This window comes from Rhodococcus sp. YH1 (assembly GCF_009939605.1).
GTDB lineage: Bacteria > Actinomycetota > Actinomycetes > Mycobacteriales > Mycobacteriaceae > Rhodococcus > Rhodococcus aetherivorans.
In genome coordinates this window covers 20,844-39,195 of sequence record NZ_WVTE01000242.1, presented here as the reverse complement: position 1 = coordinate 39,195, position 18,352 = coordinate 20,844, and the positions used below count along the sequence as shown (strand labels likewise).

Here is an 18,352-nt window from a genome sequence, read left to right as displayed (position 1 = left end):
CGATGCGCGGAGCTCGGCCGCGACCCGGCGTCCCTGGACGTCAGTTACCTCGGCTACGTGATGATCGACGAGAACGGCGATCGCGCCCGCGATCTGCACCGGCAGTTCCTGCTCGCCCGGGGAATCGACCTCCGCCGGCTCACGGAGCGCGAATCGGCGGCCGCCACCGATCGGCACTTCGTGGGCACACCGGCGGAGGTGGCCGAGGAGTTCGATCACCGGGTGCTCCGGCACGGCATCGACCGACTGATCGTCAATCTCGTGACGAACGGCCACGAGGAGGGGATCGTCGAACTCACCGGCCGCACCCTCACAGATCTGCTGGCCGGCCGGTGAGCCGGGGAGGAGACGCTACTCGGCGCTGCCGGTGCCCGGCAGCCACTCGCGCAGGATGCTCGCGTCGATCACCTGGGCGCCGAGGTCGGGGGTCCAGACGATGATGCCGCCGGTGAAGACGCGGAACTTGCCGCGTTCGTCGGGCAGCATGAGCTCCGGCCCGACCGGGGTGCCCAGGGTGCCGTCGTGCCCGCCGAGCTCGAGGTACTTCTCCTCGATGGGTGAGCCCTGCCCGGTCTCGAAGGGTTCGTCGCCGACCTCGGGGCCGGGTTCGGGCGCGGGGGTGGACGGCGGAACCGTGGCGTCGGCACCCTCCTGGACGGTGAACCAGTCGGAGCGCAGGCCCAGCTTGGCGCGCGCCTCGGCACCGGTGGTCTCGACCGTGCGGTCGGCACCGACGATGCGCACGTGGGTGACGCGGCCGCCGTCGGCGCCGAGGTTGTTGCGGCCGACGATCTCGAAGGCCTGCAGTTCGCCGACGCCGAAGGCCGTGCCGATCTCGCCGGCGGTCATCGTCTGGGCCCACTGCCGGTTGGGGGCGACGGCGTCGCCGAGGTCCTCGACGGACGGGAAGGCGCCGCCGGCGGAGTAACCGCCGGTCGAAGCGGAGAACTCGCTGGCGACGACCTTGCCGTCCTTCATGAGGACGGTGCCGCGGGTCGAGTTCACCGCCTCGTTCGTGCGCGGGTCCTCCTTGGCTGACCCTGCGTACACCTGGCAGTTCTGGCTGTCGCACGTCTGCCACAGCGGCGAGCGGTTCTCCGCCGCGGCGTAGGAGCGGGCGGCGATGGCCTGCGCGCGCAGCGCCTCGGCGCCGCCGGTGTCGGCCCAGCTGGGCAGCGACTCGGCCGGGACGACACTGAGCAGGTAGTCCTCCATCGACAGCCGGTTGACGGTGCGCGGCGCGGAGCCGTCGAGGACGACACCGAGGGAGCCGCGGTAGGGCGCGCTGTTGCCGCAGAGCTTGAGGTGTTCGGCGACGGGCCGGGCCTCGCCCATGTCGACGGGGTCCACCCACGGCAGGTCGGCGCGGCCCTGCCACAGCACCTCGCCGGAACAACCGGCGGTGACGACGACGTCCGCTCCCCCGTCCGCGGTGGGCGTCAGGTGGGCGGCCTCGCCCGGCCCGGTCTGCCGGCCGGCGACGGTCATCCCGGTGTCGGAGTACACGTCGAGGGGCGCGTCGTCCTGCCCGACGAGCCGGACCGCGATCATCGTGTTCTCGGGAAGGGCGCCGAGGGTGGTGCCGCCGTAGTAGTGACCGAGGATCCGGTCGGCGGACCAGCCGTGCTCGGTGGCGTAGCCGTAGGCGCCCCACTGGCCCATGCCGCGACCGTGGCCGTGACCGAAGCCCACGAAGGTGAAGGGGGTGTCGGCGGCCACGGCCTGGGCGACGTCGGGTTCGGCGTGCACGTGCAGCACCCCGCCGATTGCGGCGCCGACCAGCAGCGCGGGGGCGAGGCCGATCGCCGCGGCGCGGGCCGTGGCGGGCCGCCAGCCGTTGCGGAGGGGGCGCCCGACGACGAGACGCCGCCGGCGATGGGTCCGGCGGATGGACTTTCGTGGCATGCGCTGCACTCCCTCGTTCTCGCACCGTGTGCCGCCCGGACGCAGGTCCGCGCGTATCGGACATTCGAGACGGATCCTCAAGCTCAGGTTGAGGCTTAAGGTTGTCTGCGACTAGTGTGGCAAGAGTGACTGAATGAAGCAACAACAGCCACGCCAGTAACACCAGAATCACAAGTTGCACACGATTCTCGGCCGTTCCGCACTTCGGGTCGTCCGGATGACGGAGGATTCGGTTCGATTCGAGCCGGCTCCTCGGCCTCGGCCGAGCGCCGCCCGGCCGAGGCCGAGGACCGCCGCGAACACCGACAGGGAGAAGCACCGTGCCGCATCGCCGACCGAAGCCGTCGATCGTCCTGGGTGCCGTCGCCGCCCTGGCCGTCGCCAGCCCATTCGCCGTCTACGGCGTCACGAGCACCACATCGGACGTCCGCTCCACCAACGAGTCCGTCCCCATCGTCGTACCGCCCGAGATCGCCGAGGTCGTCCTCGCCTCGGTGCCCGACATCGTGATCCCGATCCACGAACTCACCGGCCTGAACCTGCCGGACCTGAGCCTGAAGGAACTCGCCGCGGGCCTGCCGGAGATCACCGCGCCCGCCCCGTCGACCACCCCGGCGCCCGCACCCGCAGCCGCCGACGTCGTCGATCGCATCGGCGCCACCGTCAAGCAGCTCACCCGCGACGCCCCGTTCAGCATGATCGCGCTGGCCGCGAAGGACGTCGCCGACACCGACGCACGCATCCGGGCCCAGCGCGACGACGGCAGCTGGGGACCGTGGACGGCCACCGAACCGATCGACACGAGCCGCTCCGACCGGACCCCCGACGAGCGGGCCGGCACCGAACCGATCTACGTCGGTGCCACCAAGGCCGTGCAGGTGCTGCTCACTCCGCGCCCGGCGCCCGAACCGACGCTCGCCGGCGCCGAGATTCCCGCCCCGGCCGCGCCGCCGGCCGCACCCGCCCCTGCACCGGCGCCCGCTCCGGCCCAGCCGGAGCTGGGCTATGCGCCGGCGTCGTCGTCACGGCCGTTGCACGCCCAGGAACCCGCGCGGGCCGCCGCCGACGACGTCAGCGCCGTGCTCATCAACCCGGGGTCGAGCAGCGCCGACGCCGCGCTCGAGGACATCGCCGGTCCGGTCGGAGGGTCCGGACCGAAGGTGATCACCCGAGCCCAGTGGGGCGCCGACGAGTCCATCCGCTGCCAGGACGCCACCTACGACGACGAGCTCGGCGGCGCCACCGTGCACCACACCGCCGGCAGCAACGACTACTCCAAGGCCGAATCGGCGGAGATCGTGCGGGCCATCTACGCCTACCACGCCCAGACCCTGGGCTGGTGCGACGTCGGCTACAACGTGCTCGTCGACCGCTACGGCCAGATCTTCGAGGGCCGCGCCGGCGGCCTGGACAAGCCCGTGCAGGGCGCGCACGCCGGCGGCTTCAACGAGAACACCGTCGGCATCGCGATGATGGGCGACTTCTCCAACGTCGAACCGCCGAAGGCCACGGTCGACGCGGTGGGCCGCTTCCTCGGCTGGCGGCTCGCCAAGGCCGGTCTCGACCCCAAGGGCGAGACCACCATGTACTCGGAGGGCACGTCGTTCACCCCGTACCCGCAGGGCGCGGCCGTGGACCTGCCGATCATCTTCGCGCACCGCGACGTCGGCAACACCAGCTGCCCCGGCGACTCCGGTTACGCGAAGATGGACGAGATCCGTGACATCGCCGCGGCCACCGCGGCCGGACAGAACACCACGCCCAGCACCCCGAGCGACGACTCGTCCGACCTCGTCACCGACAGTCCGCGCGCGCAGCTGCCCGACGTCGACGCGGGGGCCCCGGCCACCGGATCGGCGGACCGCCTGCCCGACACCGGCTCGGCCGAGAAGGTCGCGGACCTGGTCGGAGAGCTGATCCGGCTCACCGACAACTCGCCGCTGGCGCAGAAGTGGATCGCCGAGGGCGGCGAGACCGGCCGTCTGGGGACCGCCGTGTCCGGGATCCTGCCCGCCAAGGCAGGCTACGAGCGCGCCGAGTTCGTCAACGGCGCCATCTACACCTCGCCGAACGGCGGCGTGTGGACGGTGCTCGGCGAGATCTACAAGACGTGGCAGCGCAGCGGCCTCGACGCGGGCGAGCTCGGCCTGCCGACCAGCGACGAGTACCGCGTGCCGGACGGCTGGCGTTCGGACTTCGAGTTCGGCTCGCTGATCTTCAACGAACTCACCGGTGCGGTGACGAAGGTGCTGCGCGCCTACAACGACGCGTACGAACAGGCGGCGCCGCAGCCCGCCGGCGCGCCCGCCCCCGCCCCCGAGGCCGCCCCCGCCCCCGAAGCCCCGGCACCGGCCCCCGCTCCCGAAGCGTCGGCACCGGCGCCCGTGCCTTAGCCGGCCGCCGGTCCCCTCGCCGGTGCCCTAGCCGGCCGCCGGTCCCCTCGCCGGGGCCGTCACCGCCACCAACGCTCGAGGATGCGGGCTACCCCGTCCTCGGTGTTGGTGGCGGTGACCTCGTCCGCGGCCGCCTTCGTGTCCGGGTGCGCGTTCTCCATCGCGACCCCGTGGCGCGCCATCGACAACATCGGGATGTCGTTGGGCATGTCCCCGAACGCGACGATCCCGTCGGCCGCCACCCCCAGGTGCTCGGCCATCAGCTGCAGGCCCGACGCCTTCGTCACCCCCGAGGCGGAGATCTCGATCAGGCCGTTGTCCGTGGAATAGGTGACGTCCACCAGGCCGCAGAGCTGCGGGGCCAGCGCTTCGGCCATCTCGTGGCTCGTCGCCGACGCCATCCGGATCAGCAACTTCACCGCCGGCTCGGCGATCACCTCGTGGTCGGCGAGCTCGGTGTTGTCCGGATTCAGCCACGCATGCTCGTAGCCGGGGGCGCTGACGAACTGTGGCGTCGCGGCGTCGTGGGCGCTCGCCCCGATCCGCTCGGCGGCCAGACCGCAGCCGGGCAGCACGCTGTTGGCGACGTCGGCAACCCAGGCCAGCTCGTCCGCGGAGAGCACGGCGGCGCTCAGGACCCGGTCGGCGGCGCTGTCGTAGAGCACCGCGCCGTTGGCGCACACCGCCATGGGCGCGAAACCGAGTTGCTCGATCACCGGCGGAATCCATCGCGGCGGACGGCCGGTGGCCAGGACGAACGGCGTCCCGGAGGACACCACGGCCTGCACCGCCGCGCGGGTACGGTCCGAGACGCGCTCCTCGTCGTCGATGAGGGTGCCGTCGACGTCGGTGGCAACCAGGGTCGGCAGATCTCGGCTCACTTCGCCATTGTGCCGGTCCGCCGCGACACGGCGCATCCGGACGACCCGGGCGTCACCGCGCCGCGGGCCTCACCGCGGCTGTCGTCGTCACCGGTCGGTGCCGGCATCCTTCTGCGCCCGGCGGGCCTTGCGCGCGGCGGTGTCGGCGTCGTCGAGCGCCGTGGCCTCCGCGAGCGTGGGCGCGGTGCCGCCGAGCCGGGCGGGCACCCAGTACGCACCGGCTTCGTGGACGTAGCTGCCCTGCAGTTCCCGCAGCATGCGCTCCATCGTCTCGTGCAGCTCCGCGGTCAGCTCCGACGCCGACGCGTTCGGCGCGATGGGTTCGCCGACGGCGATCGAGATCGGCGTCTTCGTGCGGCCGAGGCGCTTGGGGTGCCCCTTCGTCCACACCCGCTGGGACCCCCACATCACCACGGGGATGATCGGCACGTCCGCCTCCAGCGCCATCCGCGCGGCACCCGTCTTGAAGCCCTTGATCTCGAAGCTGCGGCTGATCGTGGCCTCGGGGAAGACCCCGACCAGCTCGCCCGCACGCAGCGCCGCCACCGCCGCGCGGTAGGAGTCGGCGCCGTCGGCCCGGTCGACGGGGATGTGCTTCATGGCCCGCATCAGGGGACCGGAGATCTTGTGGTCGAAGACCTCCTTCTTCGCCATGAACCGGATGTAGCGCTTGGAGGTGCGGGCGGGCAGGCCCGCGTAGGTGAAGTCCATGTAGCCGACGTGGTTCATGGCGATCACGGCGCCACCGACGGCGGGGATGTTCTCGGCGCCGGTGACGGTGAACTTCAGTCCCTGCGCGGCGAAGACGGTCCGGGCGAGGCCGATGACGGTCCGGTAGAAGGGTTCCACAGTCGGTCAGAGTAGCCGGATCGGCGGCTGCGGGCTCCGCCCGATGTCCGCCGCCCGCCCGATTCGGGATCAAAGGCACGTATCCGGCCCGGGTTCACCGCCTGGGCGCGGCGCCGCACCGGCGTCCCCCTACGCTGGGTGGTACGTCGGTCAGCACGTCAGGAGGCAACGAAGTGCAGATCACCAGCGTCGGACACGCCGGGTTCCACATTCAGACCGCAGCGGGATCGATCCTGTGCGATCCGTGGGTCAACCCCGCATACTTCGCGTCGTGGTTCCCCTTCCCGGACAACACGCAGTTGGACTGGGACAAGCTCGGCGACGTCGACTACCTGTACGTCTCGCACCTGCACAAGGACCACTTCGACCCGGAGAACCTGAGCAAGCACGTCAACAAGGACGCGACGGTGCTGCTGCCCGACTTCCCGGTCCCGGACCTGCGCCGCGACCTCGAGCAGCTCGGGTTCACGAAGTTCCTCGAGACGACCGATTCCGTCAAGCACACCGTCAGCGGCCCCAAGGGCGACCTCGACGTCATGATCATCGCCCTGCGCGCGCCCGCGGACGGGCCGATCGGCGACTCCGGCCTCGTCGTCTCGGACGGCGAGACCACGGTGTTCAACATGAACGACGCCCGCCCGGTCGAGATGGACTCGATGCTCGAGGCGTTCGGTCGGATCGACGTCCACCTGCTGCAGTACTCGGGCGCGATCTGGTACCCGATGGTCTACGACATCCCCAAGCGCACCAAGGCGAACTTCGGCAAGCAGAAGCGCCAGCGCGGCATGGACCGCTGCCGCAGCTACATCGACCAGGTCGGCGCGACGTGGGTGGTCCCGTCGGCCGGGCCGCCGGTGTTCCTCGATCCGGCGCTGCGCCACCTCAACGACGACCACGGCGACGAGGGCAACATCTTCCCCGACCAGATGGTCTTCCTCGAGCAGATGCGCCTCCACGGCAACGACGGCGGCGTGCTGATGATCCCCGGTTCGGTGCTCGAGGTGCACGGCAGCACGTCGATGACGCTGACCCACCCGATCCCGGACGCCGACGTCGAGCGGATCTTCACCGACAAGGCCGCGTACATCGAGGAGATGGCGCAGCGCCTGGCCCCGGTGCTCGAGGCCGAGAAGGCGACGTGGGCCCCCGCCGAGGGCGAGCCGCTGCTCGGCCCGCTCAAGGCGAAGTTCGAGCCGATCATGGCGCAGTCCGATCTGATCTGCGACGGCATCGGCTACCCCGTCGGCCTGGTGATGGGCGAGGAGACGGTCGTGCTGGACTTCCCCAAGCGGGTCGTCCGCGAACCCATCGAGGGAGAAGGCAAGTACCGCTACGGTTTCCGCATCGCGCCGGAGCTGGTGCGCACGGTCCTGCGCGACGACGAGCCGGACTGGGTGAACACCATCTTCCTGTCCACCCGCTTCGAGGCGTGGCGTGTGGGCGGCTACAACGAATTCCTCTACACGTTCTTCAAGTGCCTCACCGACGAGCGGATCGCCTACGCGGACGGCTGGTTCGCGGAGGCCCACGACGATTCCGCGTCGATCGAGCTGGGCGGGTTCGAGATCCAGCGCCGCTGCCCGCACCTGAAGGCCGACCTGTCGAAGTTCGGTGTCGTCGAGGGCACCAGCCTCACCTGCAACCTGCACGGCTGGCAGTGGGACCTCGTGACCGGCCGCTGCAAGACCTCCCGCGGTCACGAGCTGCGCTCCCGCAAGCTCTGACCCCCCGTCGCGTGGGTGTGGCCGAATGTCACATGGGTTCAGTTCGATCGAACGCGTGTGACATTCGGCCGCAGCACGTTCGGCAACAGTGCCGGCACGGCGAGCACCAGCGCCCCCAGCGCGACGAGCGCATACGGCCACCACTGCCGCTCGGCGGTCGTCTCCGCCGCCGCCGCGACGTCGCCCGACGACGCCGGGGCCGGCGACTTCGGCAGCGCGGCCGTCGCTTCCCGCACGTTGTCCGAGACTCCCTCGATCACCCCGGTGACCGGGCCGACGCCGTCCACGAGCTGTCCGGTGCCGTCGACGAGCTGCCGGCCGCCGTCGTCGAGGAGCATCAGCCCGTCGCGTAGCTGCCGCGAGCCGTCGGCGGCCTGCACCATGCCGGCGACGAACTGGGCGTCCGGGTCGCTCAATTCGTAGGCGAGCTGCCGCGCGCCGCCGCGCAGCTGCTCGAGCTGCGCGAGCGTCTCCGGGCCGAGCCCCTCGGTGTTCAGCCGTCCGACGAGCCCGTCGAGCCGGGCGGCGGCCTCCTGGGACACCGGGTCGGGCGACTGCCGCAGGGTGCCGGCGACGACGGTCAGCTGCTCGGTCACGCCCGCCTGCATCTCCCCGAAGCCGGTGAGCCGGTCGACGACCTGGTCGACGCCCTCGCTGACCTGGATCGCACCGTCGCCGAGCAGGCCCACCCCGCCCTGGAGCTGACCGAGCCCGTCGGCGAGCTGCTGCCCACCCGCGCTGGCCTGCGCGAGCCCGTCGGCGAGCTGGTGGGCGCCGTCGTCGAGCTGGCGGCTGCCGTCGGTGAGCTGCCCGACCCCACCGCCGAGAAGCGCGAGCGGCAACCCGGCCTGCTGCAGGTTGTTGCGGGTGCCGGAGAGCGGGTCGCCGGTCGCGGCGGGCGGTGCGTCGGCCGGCGTCGCGACGGCGGGCGCGTCGGCGTACGCGAAGGCGGAACCGGTACCGATCAGGCCGAGACCGGCGGCGACGAACAGGGCGGGGACGAGACGAGCACGCATGGCGGAGGACGTTAGTCCGGCGAATTAAGAGGGGACTGAGACGGCGGCAGCCACCGCACCGCCGCGACGGCCAGGCCGAGCAGGGGCACCGCCCACGCGGCGAGCACCGCCGCCAGCGGCAGCCAGACCGTTCCGAGCGCGAAGCCGGCGTAGACCGCCACCGACGCGACCTCGCCGACGAGGCCCGACACCGACGTCACGGTCGCGCGGGCGGTCCCGCTCATCGCGTCCTGCATCCGCGCCTCGGCGACGATCATCGCGTTGTGCAGGGCGCCGTAGCCGATGCCGATCGCCACGAATCCCGCCGCGCCGCCGAGCGCGGCACCCGCCGCCAGCAGCACACCCCCGGCGGCGATCACCGCCCCCATGGCGCGACCGGTCATTGCCGCGGTGCGGCCGGCCGTCGCGGCGCCGAGCACCTGTCCCGCAACGGTGATCGCCACCAGCACCGGCGCCGCGGACGTGCTCGAGCCACCCTCGCGCGCCAGCAACGCGAAGTACTCCTCGAACGCGAGGCACGCCGACAGCAGCGCCGCGAGCAGCACCGCGCGGCGCACCACGGCGCTGCGTCGCGCCTCGCTCGTCCCGGCGTGCAGCACCGCCAGGTAGCGGGTCACGAAAGCGCCTGGAACGGCGCCTGTCTCGTCCGCCGAGGCGTGACGGGGGGCGGCCGGCAGGGTGAGGACGAGCAACCCGTTGCCGATGGTGATCGCCACCGACAACCACCCCACCGTCGCGTAGCCGCCCACCGCGAACAGCGGCGCGGCCGACAGCGTCGCGACGAGGACGCACAGCGTCTCGCCGGCGTTCGCGTAGCCCAGTACCGCCGGATACCGGTGCGCCGCCCCGCGTGCGGACAGTTCGTCGTACACCAGGGCCTCGAACGTCCCGGACTTCAGCGACTCGCTGATCCCCCACGCCACGAAGCCCGCCGCGAACCCCCAGTAGCCCGGGAACAGCAGCCACAGGGCGAAGCCCGCGGTGAACAGGACCGCGCTGAGCAGCAACAGGCCCCGGCGGGACACCGTGTCGGCCCACGCGCCCGACGGCACCTCCGCGACGAACGCCACGACGGACCACAGCACGAAGAGCGACGAGATTTCGCCCGTACCGAGGCCGTGGTCCTCGAACAGCAGGGCGTACAGGCCGTAGAGCGGCACGAGTTCGCGGGTGGCCGCGTACGCCACCACACGAACGGTCAGGGAAGAGGCGGAGCCGGATCAACATCGGTGGCGCATGGCTCCAGGGTGGCACGCGCGGACGGGTTTGTCACCGCGCGATACGGTCGGCGGGTGACCGAACGCCAGCGCACCTACACGTGGGACGACCCCGCCCCGACGTCCGCCGCGAACCGCGACATGCAGGGCCTCGACTTCCTGCGCGGCCTGATCGACGGCTCCATCCCGCACCATCCGACGTCGCGCACGCTCGGCTTCCGGGTAACCGACGCCCGCGAGGGCTGGGTGGAGGTGAGCATGGAACCGCAGGAGTTCCACGCCAACGCGGTGGGCAGCGTGCACGGCGGCGTGATCGCGACGATGTTCGACACCGCGATGGGGTTCAGCGTGTCGAGCACGCTCGAGGCCGGTGTCGGGTACACGACCCTGGACCTGCAGGTGCGGTATCTGCGGCCGGTCCAGGCCGGCAACGGCGTCGTCCGCGTGCACGGCATCTGCGAGTACAGCGGCCGTCGCACCGCCACCGCCCGCGGCGAGGCCCGCGACGAGAACGACCGGTTGCTCGCGACCGCGTCGACCACCTGCCTGATTCTGCGCTGACAACCGTCGCCGGACCCGCACACTGAAGTGCATGAGCGTGGAACGCATCGCACTGGACCGCTTCTTCACCCTGTACGGAGAGGCGCTCGCCGGGTTCGACGCCGAGGCCTCGGCCGCGCTGTGGGGTGAACCGGGCACGATCCTGACGGATTCGTTCGCCGGATCGCTGGCGAACCGGAAGGAGATCACCGAGGCGCTCACGCAGAGCAACGAGACCTACCGGAAGCACGGCCTCGCCGGTGTGGGGCACGAGTTGCTCGACCTCTCCCCGGTCACCGACAAGATCGTGCGGGCCCGGGTGCGCTGGTCGTTCCGCGACGCGAACGACGCCGTGATGGCCACCAGCGACTACGAGTATCTGCTGCGCGACGACCCCGACGGCCTGCACGCGTACGTGGCCGTCGGCTGCGACCCGGGCAGCTGAGGGCGTCGGCCCTCCCGGGCGGGGTGACCGAATGTCACATGCGTTCGATCCGAGCGAACCCATGTGACATTCGGCCGCCACCCCACGCGGCGGGACGCCTCAGGCCGGCGGTTCGAGCACCTCACGCCCGACGAACGGCACGAGCGCCGACGGAACGCGCACGGACCCGTCGGCCTGCTGGTGGTTCTCGAGGATCGCGACGAGCCAGCGGGTGGTGGCGAGCGTGCCGTTGAGGGTGGCGGCGATCTGCGGCTTGCCGTTCTCGTCGCGGTAGCGCACGCCGAGGCGACGAGCCTGGAAGGTGGTGCAGTTCGACGTGGAAGTCAGTTCCCGGTAGCGCTCCTGCGTGGGCACCCACGCCTCGCAGTCGAACTTGCGGGCCGCCGACGAGCCGAGGTCACCGCCCGCGACGTCGATGACCCGGTACGGCACCTCGATCGCGGCGAGCATGTCGCGCTCCCACGCGAGCAACCGCTGGTGTTCGGCGGTGGCGTCCTCGGGCTTGCAGTAGACGAACATCTCCACCTTGTCGAACTGGTGGACCCGGATGATGCCGCGGGTGTCCTTGCCGTAGCTGCCGGCCTCGCGGCGGAAGCACGACGACCAGCCCGCGTACCGCTTCGGACCGCCCGACAGGTCGAGGATCTCGCCGGAGTGGTAGCCGGCGAGCGGCACCTCCGACGTGCCGACGAGGTACAGGTCGTCGTCGGCGAGGTGGTAGATCTCGTCGGCGTGGGCGCCGAGAAAGCCGGTGCCCTGCATGATCTCCGGCCGCACGAGCACCGGGGGGATCATCATCTGGAAGCCGTTGGCGACGGCCCGCTGGGCGGCGAGCTGCAGCATGCCGAGCTGCAGCAGCGCGCCGTAACCGGTGAGGAAGTAGAACCGGGCGCCGGAGACCTTCGCGCCGCGCTCCATGTCGATCAGTCCGAGCGATTCGCCGAGGGTCAGATGGTCCTTCGGCTCGAAGTCGAAGGTGGGCAGCTCACCGACGGTCTCGAGGGTGACGAAGTCGTCCTCCCCGCCGGCGGGGGCGCCCTCCTGCACGATGTTGGAGATCGCCAGGTGCGCGCGCCCGAGCGCCTCCTCGGCGGCCTGCTGCTCGGCCTCGAGCTTCTTGACCTTCGCGGCGAGTTCCTTCGCACCGTCGAGCAGCGCGGGCCGTTCCTCCGGGGACGCCTGCCCGACCTTCTTGCCCAGCGCCTTCTGCTCGGCGCGGATGTTGTCGCCGGCCAGCACCGCGGCACGGCGGGCCGCGTCGGCCTCGAGCAGCGCGTCGACGAGACCGGGGTCCTCGCCTCGGGTGCGCTGCGAGGCACGGACGGCGTCGGGGTTCTCGCGGAGGAACTTGAGGTCGATCACGAGGTCACAGCCTACTCGGCGCCGTCTGCGGCCGATTCCGACCTACTGTGCCCACAGTTGCAGGCAGTCCTCGCGTTGGAACATCCTCGCCGAGTCCACGGCGTTCGGATGTCCGGCGTAGGGGTCGGCTCCGGCGTCGGTGAGCACCCGCACGACGTCGATCGCCCCTTTGAACACGGCGCCGGCGATCGGCGACTGCCCGCGGTCGTTGAGCCGGTCGACGTCGGCGCCCCGTTCGATCAGGGTCCGCACCGCGTCGGCGTGACCGTGGTAGGACGCCAGCATCAGCAGGGTGTCGCCCTTCTCGTTGCACAGGTTCACCGGCACCCCGGCGTCGACGTAGGCGGCGAGCGTCTCGACGTGCCCGGCGCGGGCGGCGTCGAACAGGCGCTGCGCGATCTCCTGGACTTCGGGATCGATGGGCTCCGTCATGTGCACCGAAGTTACCCGGGGCGCCGCGCACAGGCATGATGGACGGTGATGGCCGAGGAGAGTGAGCAGCAGTCCGATCGGACGACACCGTCCGCGTCGCGGGTCCGGGGCGCCCCGTCCGCGAAGCTGACCCGTCGCGCCTTGATGCTGGTTGCGGCGGGCGCGGTACTCGCGGCGCTCGTCACCGCGGTGGTGGCGGGATTCGGCGGGTCCGACGACGAGCCCGGCGGTTCGACGAGCGCCGTCGTCACCACCGGCGCCGTGGCCGGCGAGGCCTTCGGCACAGCCGTCGCAGGCGACTGCCTGACCTGGACGGAGATCGATGCGAGCGACCTCGCGAAGGTGGACTGCGCCGAGTCGCACCTGTTCGAGGTGGTGAAGGACATCGACCTGAGCGTCTACCCGGGCGCCGAGTGGGGTCCCGGGTCGCGCTTCCCGTCGGTGCTGCGTTTCACCGAACTGCGCGACGAACTGTGCGCACCAGCCGCGATGAACTACCTCGACGGCCGGTTCGACCCGCACGGCAAGTTCAGCGTGGGCCTGATCAACCCCGGTGAGGCGGGCTGGGCGGCCGGTGAGCGGACGCTGCGCTGCGGCCTGCAGTTCTCCTCCACCACAGGCAACCTGCTGCCGATCAAGGGCACGGTCGCCGACCAGGACCAGTCCAAGGTCTGGGACGTGGGCACGTGCATCGGCATCAACAACGGGGTGCCGGCGGACCCGGTGGACTGCGCCCAGCCGCACGCCTTCGAGGTGATCTCCGTGGTGGACCTGTCCGGCCAGTTCCCCGGCGGTCTGCCGAGTGTCGAGGACCAGGACAAGTACCTCGAGGGGACGTGCACCGAGAACGCCAACGCCTACCTGGGCAGCCCCGACGCGCTGCGCAACAAGACCCTCACACTGTTCTGGGACAACCTGGACTTCGACAGTTGGCTGGCGGGCAGCCGCAAGGTCAACTGTTCGGTGGGCAAGCAGGTCGAGGGCGGCGGATTCGCGTCGGTCACCGGCACGGCCGCGGGCGACATCCTCATCGACGGCCAGCCGCCGGTGCCGCCGCCCGCCGCGCCCGAGGGCCGCTCGCTGCCGACCCCGCTGCCGGGGGCGGCGCCCGTTCCGGGCGCCTGAGGTGGCCGCACGGATGGGCGACGAGCGGTTCGACGAGCTCGTCGGAGAGGCCCTGGATCTGATCCCACCGGAACTCGCGCGGGCCATCGACAACGTGGTGGTGCTGGTCGAGCCCAGAAACGAGGAAGAGCCCGATCTGCTCGGGCTCTACCACGGGATCGCGCTCACCGAGCGCGACAGCCACTATGCGGGCGCGCTACCGGACACCGTGACCATCTATCGCGACGCCATCCTCGACATCTGCGACTCCGACGACGACGTGGTGCACGAGGTCGCGGTGACGGTCATTCACGAGATCGCTCACTACTTCGGAATCGAGGATGCTCGGCTGCACGAGCTGGGCTGGGGCTAGTGGACCCGTAACGGGGTCCGGTCGCGCCGTACTTCGGCTTGCGCTGCAGAAAGTGCGGACTGATCGTCGAAATGATCAGCAGGGCGAGCGTACCGATGATCACCTCTGCGACGACGATGTAGACGAAAGCAATACCGACGATCTTTGCGATCTCTTCCATGTCGATCACCTCCGGTCCGACCGTACCGCGGGACGGCCGTCCGGACGGGGTAACCGGGACGGCCGTTGCCGGGCGGCGTCACGGCCGCCCGGCAACGGTGTCCGGTCACTCGATGCGGTCGAGATCGATGCCCTTGGTCTCGCGGCTGCTCAGCACCGCGACGACGGTGATCATCATGGTCACCACCAGGTACGCGATGACGGTCCCGACGCCGAAGCGGTCGATGAGCCAGACGGCGATGAAGGGCGCGGGCGCGCCGGCGATGATGGACGACCCCTGGAACACGAGCGACGAGCCGGCGTACCGGTAGCGGGTCGGGAACAGTTCGGTGATCCAGGCCGCCTCCGGGCCGGCGAGAGCACCGTGGAAGAAGGCACCGACGCACACACCCACCCACAGCAGCGGCACGCTCTGCATCTGCACGAGCCAGAAGAAGACGGGCGCCCACACCACGAGCACCACGGCGGGCACCAGCATCGCGATGCGGCGGCCGACCCGGTCGGACCACCGGCCGCCACCGATCATGCCGACGAACTGGAACACCGACGCGAAGGTCACGGCCAGTATCACCTCGCCCCGCGCGAAGCCGTGGTAGGTGGTGGCGTACGCGATGACGAAGACGGTGTAGACGTAGAAGGCGATGTTCTCGCCGAGCCGCATGCCGATGCCGAGCAGCACCGGGCGCGGACGGGACAGCGCCTCGACGATGCTCGACCGGGACTCGGTGCGGCCGGCCGCGGAGGCCTGCGCCGCCCGGAACACCGGGGACTCCTCGACGCCGTGCCGGATCCAGAAGCCGATGATCAGGAGCGGAATCGCGAACAGGAACGCGATCCGCCAGCCCCATGCGTCGAACGAGTCGGCCGGGAGCAGGAACACCAGGGCCGAGACGACCACGGCGGCAAGCACGGTGCCCGACGGTGCGCCCGCCTGCGGCCAGGACGCCCAGAAGCCGCGGCGCTTCGGCTCGCCGTACTCGCTCACCAGCAGCACGGCCGCGCCGAATTCACCGCCGAGCGCGAAGCCCTGGATCATGCGCAGCGCGACGAGCAGGACGGTGGCCCAGATGCCGATCTGCTCGTAGGTCGGCAGCAGCCCGATCGACGCGGTGGCGGTGCCCAGCATCACGAAGGTGATCACGAGCATCGGCTTGCGGCCGAACCGGTCGCCGAGATGGCCGAAGACGATGCCGCCGAGCGGCCGGGCGATGAAGCCGAGGCCCTGGGTGGCAAGGGCGAGAAGCAACTTGGTGATGCCGTCGGATCCGGGGAAGAACAGCGGGCCGAGGACGGTGGCGGCGAGAATGCCGTAGATCGCGAAGTCGTACCACTCGAGCACGGCACCGGCCATGCTTCCGGTGAGGACCCGTTTGAAGCTGCTGCGTGGCACGTCCGGCGCGGTGGGCGCGGTGCGCACGGCGATCGGGTCGAGCGTAGATCCCATGACGGATCCTTTCGAAGGTCGGTGATTCAGAGTCGCAGGGCCAGCCGGTCGCCACAAGCACGCGAGCAGCAGGTCATCATCTGCCGGTTCGCCGCCCGCTCGGCCTTGGTCAGCACCGTGTCGCGGTGGTCGACCTCGCCGTCGAGGACGGCGACCTCGCACGAGCCGCAGAGGCCTTCCTCGCAGTCGCTGGACACGTCGATGTTGTTGGCGCGCAACGCGTCGAGGACGGTCTGGGTGGGTTCGACCCGCACGGTCAGCCCCGAGTCACGCAGTTCGAGGTCGAAGGCGTGCTCGACGTCCGGATCGAGCGCCGCGAGGGACGAGGTGAAGTGCTCGACGTGCAGCGCCCCGTCGGGCCAGTTCCGGCTCGCGTCCTCGAGTCCGGCGAGCAGCCGCCCGGGCCCGCACGCGTAGATCTGGACGCCGGGGGCGGGCTCGGCGAGGAGGGCGGCGAGGTCGATCCGGGTGCCTTCCTCGGACACGTGCAGGGCGGCCCGGTCACCGTGCCCGGCGACACGCTCGAGATAGGCCATGCCGGAACGGTTTCGGCCGCAGTAGTGCAGTTCGTAGCTCCACCCCCGGGCGCGGGCGTGGTCGGCCATGGCCAGGACTGGGGTGATGCCGATGCCGCCGGCGACGAACACGTAGTGCTCGGCGCCGGGGTCGAGCGCGAAATGGTTCCGAGGGCCGCGCATCCGGAGCGAGCTTCCCACCTCGAGCTGTTCGTGGATGTAGCGCGAACCGCCGCGGCTCTCGGGATCCAGGTGCACGGCGATCTCGTAGCTCGGCGCATCGGGCGCGCCGCACAGGGAGTACTGGCGCGACAGCGCGCCGAGGTCGAGGTCGATATGGGCGCCGGGAGTCCACGTGGGCAATGTCTTTCCGCCGGCGTCGCGCAGGACGAGGCGCAGCACGTCGTCGGCGATCCGGTCCAGGCGCTCGACGGTGACGGTGCGGGACACCGCCCGGGCGGCGGGTTCTCCGATGGTGACCGGTTGATGCCGGTGCAGCACAGCAGGATCGGTGCGCTCGGGATTCGCCTGCGGATCCCACTGCACCCACACGTGGTCGGGTCCGCGGAAGGACGTATTCGGCAGGTAGGTGAATTCCTGCTCGGGTACGAGTTCCATGTGGGGAAGCCGCGTGGTGAGTTCCTCGAGGAAGATCTGCATCTCCATGCGGGCCAGGTTCTTGCCCATGCACTGGTGGCTGCCGTACCCGAAGGTGAGATGGTCGCTCGAGTTCGGGCGCCGGATGTCGAACTCGTCGGGGCGCTCGAAGTGGCGCTCGTCGTGGTTGGCGGACGCGTTGACGACGAGCAGCTTGGCGCCGGCGGGGATGTCGACGTCGCCGATGCGGGTGTCGGCGGTGGCCACCCGTCGCCACGCCGCCACGGACCCGGAGTGGCGCAGGCACTCCTCGACGGCGTTGGGGATCAGCGACGGATCCGCGCAGATCTCCTCCCACACCGCGCGGTTCTCGAGCAGCAGCTTGAACGCGTTCGCGGACGCGTTGGCCGTGGTCTCGTGCGCGGCGACGATGCCGGCCATCATCATCGAGTGCAGGTAGGAGTCGGTGACGACGTCCGGCATCTCCCGCTGCTTGCGGATCCCGTAGGGCATCCAGCCGTGTCCCGACGGGTCCTGCCGCATCTTCTCGAGCACCGTGCCCGCGTACTGCCAGAACCTGCCGACCGCCTCGACGACGGCCACCTGCTCCTCGGGCGCGGGGCGGCCCCAGGTGTTCACGGTGTGCGCGATCGAGTACTTGCGCATCGTCGCCATGTCCTCCTCCGGCACGCCGAGGAAGTGCAGGGCGACGGTGAGCGGAACCTCCCACAGCATCTCGTCCACCAGGTCGGCCTTGCCGGATTCGACGAAGCGGTCGACGTATTCGCGCGTGAGCCGTCGCACCATCCCCTCGTGGTGCGCCAGTTCCTTCGGGGTGAACGGATCCATGAGCGCGCGGCGGCGCGGCATGTGGGCGGGCTCGTCCTCGTTCACGAGGGTCCGGGCCATGGCGTAGTCGTACCGGGCGAGGGTGGCGGTGGCCTCCGCCGAGACGGGAGTGATCTTCTCCAGCGCGATCGCCGGCGAGAACAGGATGTTGTCGCGGAACACCGCCTTCACATCCTCGTACCGGGTGACGACCCAGTAGCCGAGTTCGGGGCTGTAGAACACCGGCTCCTCGTCGCGGGACCAGCGCAGCGACTCGGCCGGATCGGTCTGGTACGCGGAACCGAACGGATCGAACGCCGCGGCGTTCGCCGACACCGGGCAGCCGCCCGCCAGGGCCGCGTGGTCGACGGGACACGCCGGCGCCGACGCCGGAACTGATGCACTCATGCTGACACCGAAAACCTCTCCAACAGCACTGTTACTTTTATCGAACAGTTTCGTCCTATATACGGACATGCAGCAGAGTAAGCGGCGTCACAGGAGAGGTCAAGTGGGATCCGCGGTCACAGCAGCCGGGCCCACGTCCGCAGGACTCCCCGGCACCCGC

The 18,352-nt window shown here is 70.7% G+C and carries 15 protein-coding genes and 1 pseudogene; 7 read left to right on the top strand and 9 right to left on the bottom strand.

Features of this window, described 5'->3' with window-relative positions; translation table 11 throughout:
* Positions 1-336, top strand: a pseudogene (locus tag AIIKEEIJ_RS22750) (LLM class flavin-dependent oxidoreductase); the annotation flags it as partial.
* A 15-nt stretch (positions 337-351) separates the two neighbouring features.
* Here AIIKEEIJ_RS22750 and AIIKEEIJ_RS22745 read toward each other — a convergent pair.
* Positions 352-1,905, bottom strand: a complete 1,554-nt coding sequence (locus AIIKEEIJ_RS22745) for a SpoIID/LytB domain-containing protein (protein ID WP_161996620.1) — start codon at positions 1,903-1,905, stop codon at positions 352-354.
* 320 nt (positions 1,906-2,225) lie between these two features.
* Here AIIKEEIJ_RS22745 and AIIKEEIJ_RS22740 point away from each other — a divergent pair, with 320 nt between their 5' ends.
* Complete coding sequence (locus tag AIIKEEIJ_RS22740; RefSeq protein ID WP_161996619.1) at positions 2,226-4,298, top strand: N-acetylmuramoyl-L-alanine amidase; 2,073 nt, start codon at positions 2,226-2,228, stop codon at positions 4,296-4,298.
* Between the two features lie 59 nt (positions 4,299-4,357).
* Here AIIKEEIJ_RS22740 and AIIKEEIJ_RS22735 read toward each other — a convergent pair whose 3' ends face one another.
* Both AIIKEEIJ_RS22735 and AIIKEEIJ_RS22730 read right to left on the bottom strand, forming a co-directional pair.
* Positions 4,358-5,179 carry a Cof-type HAD-IIB family hydrolase gene (locus AIIKEEIJ_RS22735; protein ID WP_161996618.1) on the bottom strand — a complete coding sequence of 274 codons (822 nt, stop codon included), beginning with the start codon at positions 5,177-5,179 and terminating at the stop codon, positions 4,358-4,360.
* Between the two features lie 87 nt (positions 5,180-5,266).
* Entirely contained in the window at positions 5,267-6,028 is a 762-nt protein-coding gene (locus AIIKEEIJ_RS22730; RefSeq protein ID WP_006944520.1) for a lysophospholipid acyltransferase family protein, read from the bottom strand.
* Between the two features lie 173 nt (positions 6,029-6,201).
* Here AIIKEEIJ_RS22730 and AIIKEEIJ_RS22725 point away from each other — a divergent pair, with 173 nt between their 5' ends.
* Positions 6,202-7,752 carry an MBL fold metallo-hydrolase gene (locus AIIKEEIJ_RS22725; RefSeq protein ID WP_006944523.1) on the top strand — a complete coding sequence of 517 codons (1,551 nt, stop codon included), beginning with the start codon at positions 6,202-6,204 and terminating at the stop codon, positions 7,750-7,752.
* A 38-nt stretch (positions 7,753-7,790) separates the two neighbouring features.
* Here AIIKEEIJ_RS22725 and AIIKEEIJ_RS22720 read toward each other — a convergent pair whose 3' ends face one another.
* Both AIIKEEIJ_RS22720 and AIIKEEIJ_RS22715 read right to left on the bottom strand, forming a co-directional pair.
* A complete protein-coding gene (locus AIIKEEIJ_RS22720; RefSeq protein ID WP_161996617.1) occupies positions 7,791-8,768 on the bottom strand; it encodes a hypothetical protein in 978 nt (325 codons plus the stop codon).
* An 11-nt stretch (positions 8,769-8,779) separates the two neighbouring features.
* Positions 8,780-9,958, bottom strand: coding sequence for an MFS transporter (locus AIIKEEIJ_RS22715; RefSeq protein ID WP_029547010.1), 1,179 nt, complete (start codon positions 9,956-9,958; stop codon positions 8,780-8,782).
* A gap of 168 nt (positions 9,959-10,126) precedes the next feature.
* Between AIIKEEIJ_RS22715 and AIIKEEIJ_RS22710 the strand changes: the two genes are divergently transcribed.
* Both AIIKEEIJ_RS22710 and AIIKEEIJ_RS22705 read left to right on the top strand, forming a co-directional pair.
* Positions 10,127-10,546 carry a PaaI family thioesterase gene (locus AIIKEEIJ_RS22710; protein WP_202917463.1) on the top strand — a complete coding sequence of 140 codons (420 nt, stop codon included), beginning with the start codon at positions 10,127-10,129 and terminating at the stop codon, positions 10,544-10,546.
* A gap of 31 nt (positions 10,547-10,577) precedes the next feature.
* Positions 10,578-10,970 (top strand): hypothetical protein, encoded by a 393-nt coding sequence (locus AIIKEEIJ_RS22705; protein WP_006944530.1) that lies wholly within the window; start codon positions 10,578-10,580, stop codon positions 10,968-10,970.
* 99 nt (positions 10,971-11,069) lie between these two features.
* Here AIIKEEIJ_RS22705 and serS read toward each other — a convergent pair whose 3' ends face one another.
* Entirely contained in the window at positions 11,070-12,332 is a 1,263-nt protein-coding gene (serS, locus tag AIIKEEIJ_RS22700) for a serine--tRNA ligase (RefSeq protein WP_029546990.1), read from the bottom strand.
* A gap of 42 nt (positions 12,333-12,374) precedes the next feature.
* Positions 12,375-12,764 (bottom strand): ankyrin repeat domain-containing protein, encoded by a 390-nt coding sequence (locus AIIKEEIJ_RS22695; RefSeq protein ID WP_043798768.1) that lies wholly within the window; start codon positions 12,762-12,764, stop codon positions 12,375-12,377.
* Between the two features lie 48 nt (positions 12,765-12,812).
* Between AIIKEEIJ_RS22695 and AIIKEEIJ_RS22690 the strand changes: the two genes are divergently transcribed.
* Positions 12,813-13,889 carry a septum formation family protein gene (locus AIIKEEIJ_RS22690; RefSeq protein ID WP_006944536.1) on the top strand — a complete coding sequence of 359 codons (1,077 nt, stop codon included), beginning with the start codon at positions 12,813-12,815 and terminating at the stop codon, positions 13,887-13,889.
* Positions 13,890-13,902: 13 nt separating this feature from the next.
* Positions 13,903-14,241: a metallopeptidase family protein gene (locus tag AIIKEEIJ_RS22685; protein WP_006944538.1), complete on the top strand. Its 339-nt coding sequence runs from the start codon at positions 13,903-13,905 to the stop codon at positions 14,239-14,241.
* A 265-nt stretch (positions 14,242-14,506) separates the two neighbouring features.
* Here the strand turns inward: AIIKEEIJ_RS22685 and AIIKEEIJ_RS22680 are convergent, their stop codons facing one another.
* Positions 14,507-15,844, bottom strand: a complete 1,338-nt coding sequence (locus AIIKEEIJ_RS22680; RefSeq protein WP_006944540.1) for an MFS transporter — start codon at positions 15,842-15,844, stop codon at positions 14,507-14,509.
* Positions 15,845-15,870: 26 nt separating this feature from the next.
* Positions 15,871-18,192 carry a cytochrome P450 gene (locus AIIKEEIJ_RS22675; protein WP_161996616.1) on the bottom strand — a complete coding sequence of 774 codons (2,322 nt, stop codon included), beginning with the start codon at positions 18,190-18,192 and terminating at the stop codon, positions 15,871-15,873.
* Positions 18,193-18,352: the final 160 nt, after the last annotated feature.

What these genes read in the sequence shown, in the direction of transcription:
- AIIKEEIJ_RS22690 (WP_006944536.1), top strand. Translation starts at nt 12,813, where the DNA reads ATGGCCGAGGAGAGTGAGCAGCAGTCCGATCGGACGACACCGTCCGCG.
- AIIKEEIJ_RS22675 (WP_161996616.1), bottom strand. Translation starts at nt 18,192, where the DNA reads ATGAGTGCATCAGTTCCGGCGTCGGCGCCGGCGTGTCCCGTCGACCAC.
- AIIKEEIJ_RS22720 (WP_161996617.1), bottom strand. Translation starts at nt 8,768, where the DNA reads ATGCGTGCTCGTCTCGTCCCCGCCCTGTTCGTCGCCGCCGGTCTCGGC.
- AIIKEEIJ_RS22710 (WP_202917463.1), top strand. Translation starts at nt 10,127, where the DNA reads ATGCAGGGCCTCGACTTCCTGCGCGGCCTGATCGACGGCTCCATCCCG.
- AIIKEEIJ_RS22680 (WP_006944540.1), bottom strand. Translation starts at nt 15,844, where the DNA reads ATGGGATCTACGCTCGACCCGATCGCCGTGCGCACCGCGCCCACCGCG.
- AIIKEEIJ_RS22745 (WP_161996620.1), bottom strand. Translation starts at nt 1,905, where the DNA reads ATGCCACGAAAGTCCATCCGCCGGACCCATCGCCGGCGGCGTCTCGTC.
- AIIKEEIJ_RS22695 (WP_043798768.1), bottom strand. Translation starts at nt 12,764, where the DNA reads ATGACGGAGCCCATCGATCCCGAAGTCCAGGAGATCGCGCAGCGCCTG.
- AIIKEEIJ_RS22685 (WP_006944538.1), top strand. Translation starts at nt 13,903, where the DNA reads ATGGGCGACGAGCGGTTCGACGAGCTCGTCGGAGAGGCCCTGGATCTG.
- AIIKEEIJ_RS22705 (WP_006944530.1), top strand. Translation starts at nt 10,578, where the DNA reads ATGAGCGTGGAACGCATCGCACTGGACCGCTTCTTCACCCTGTACGGA.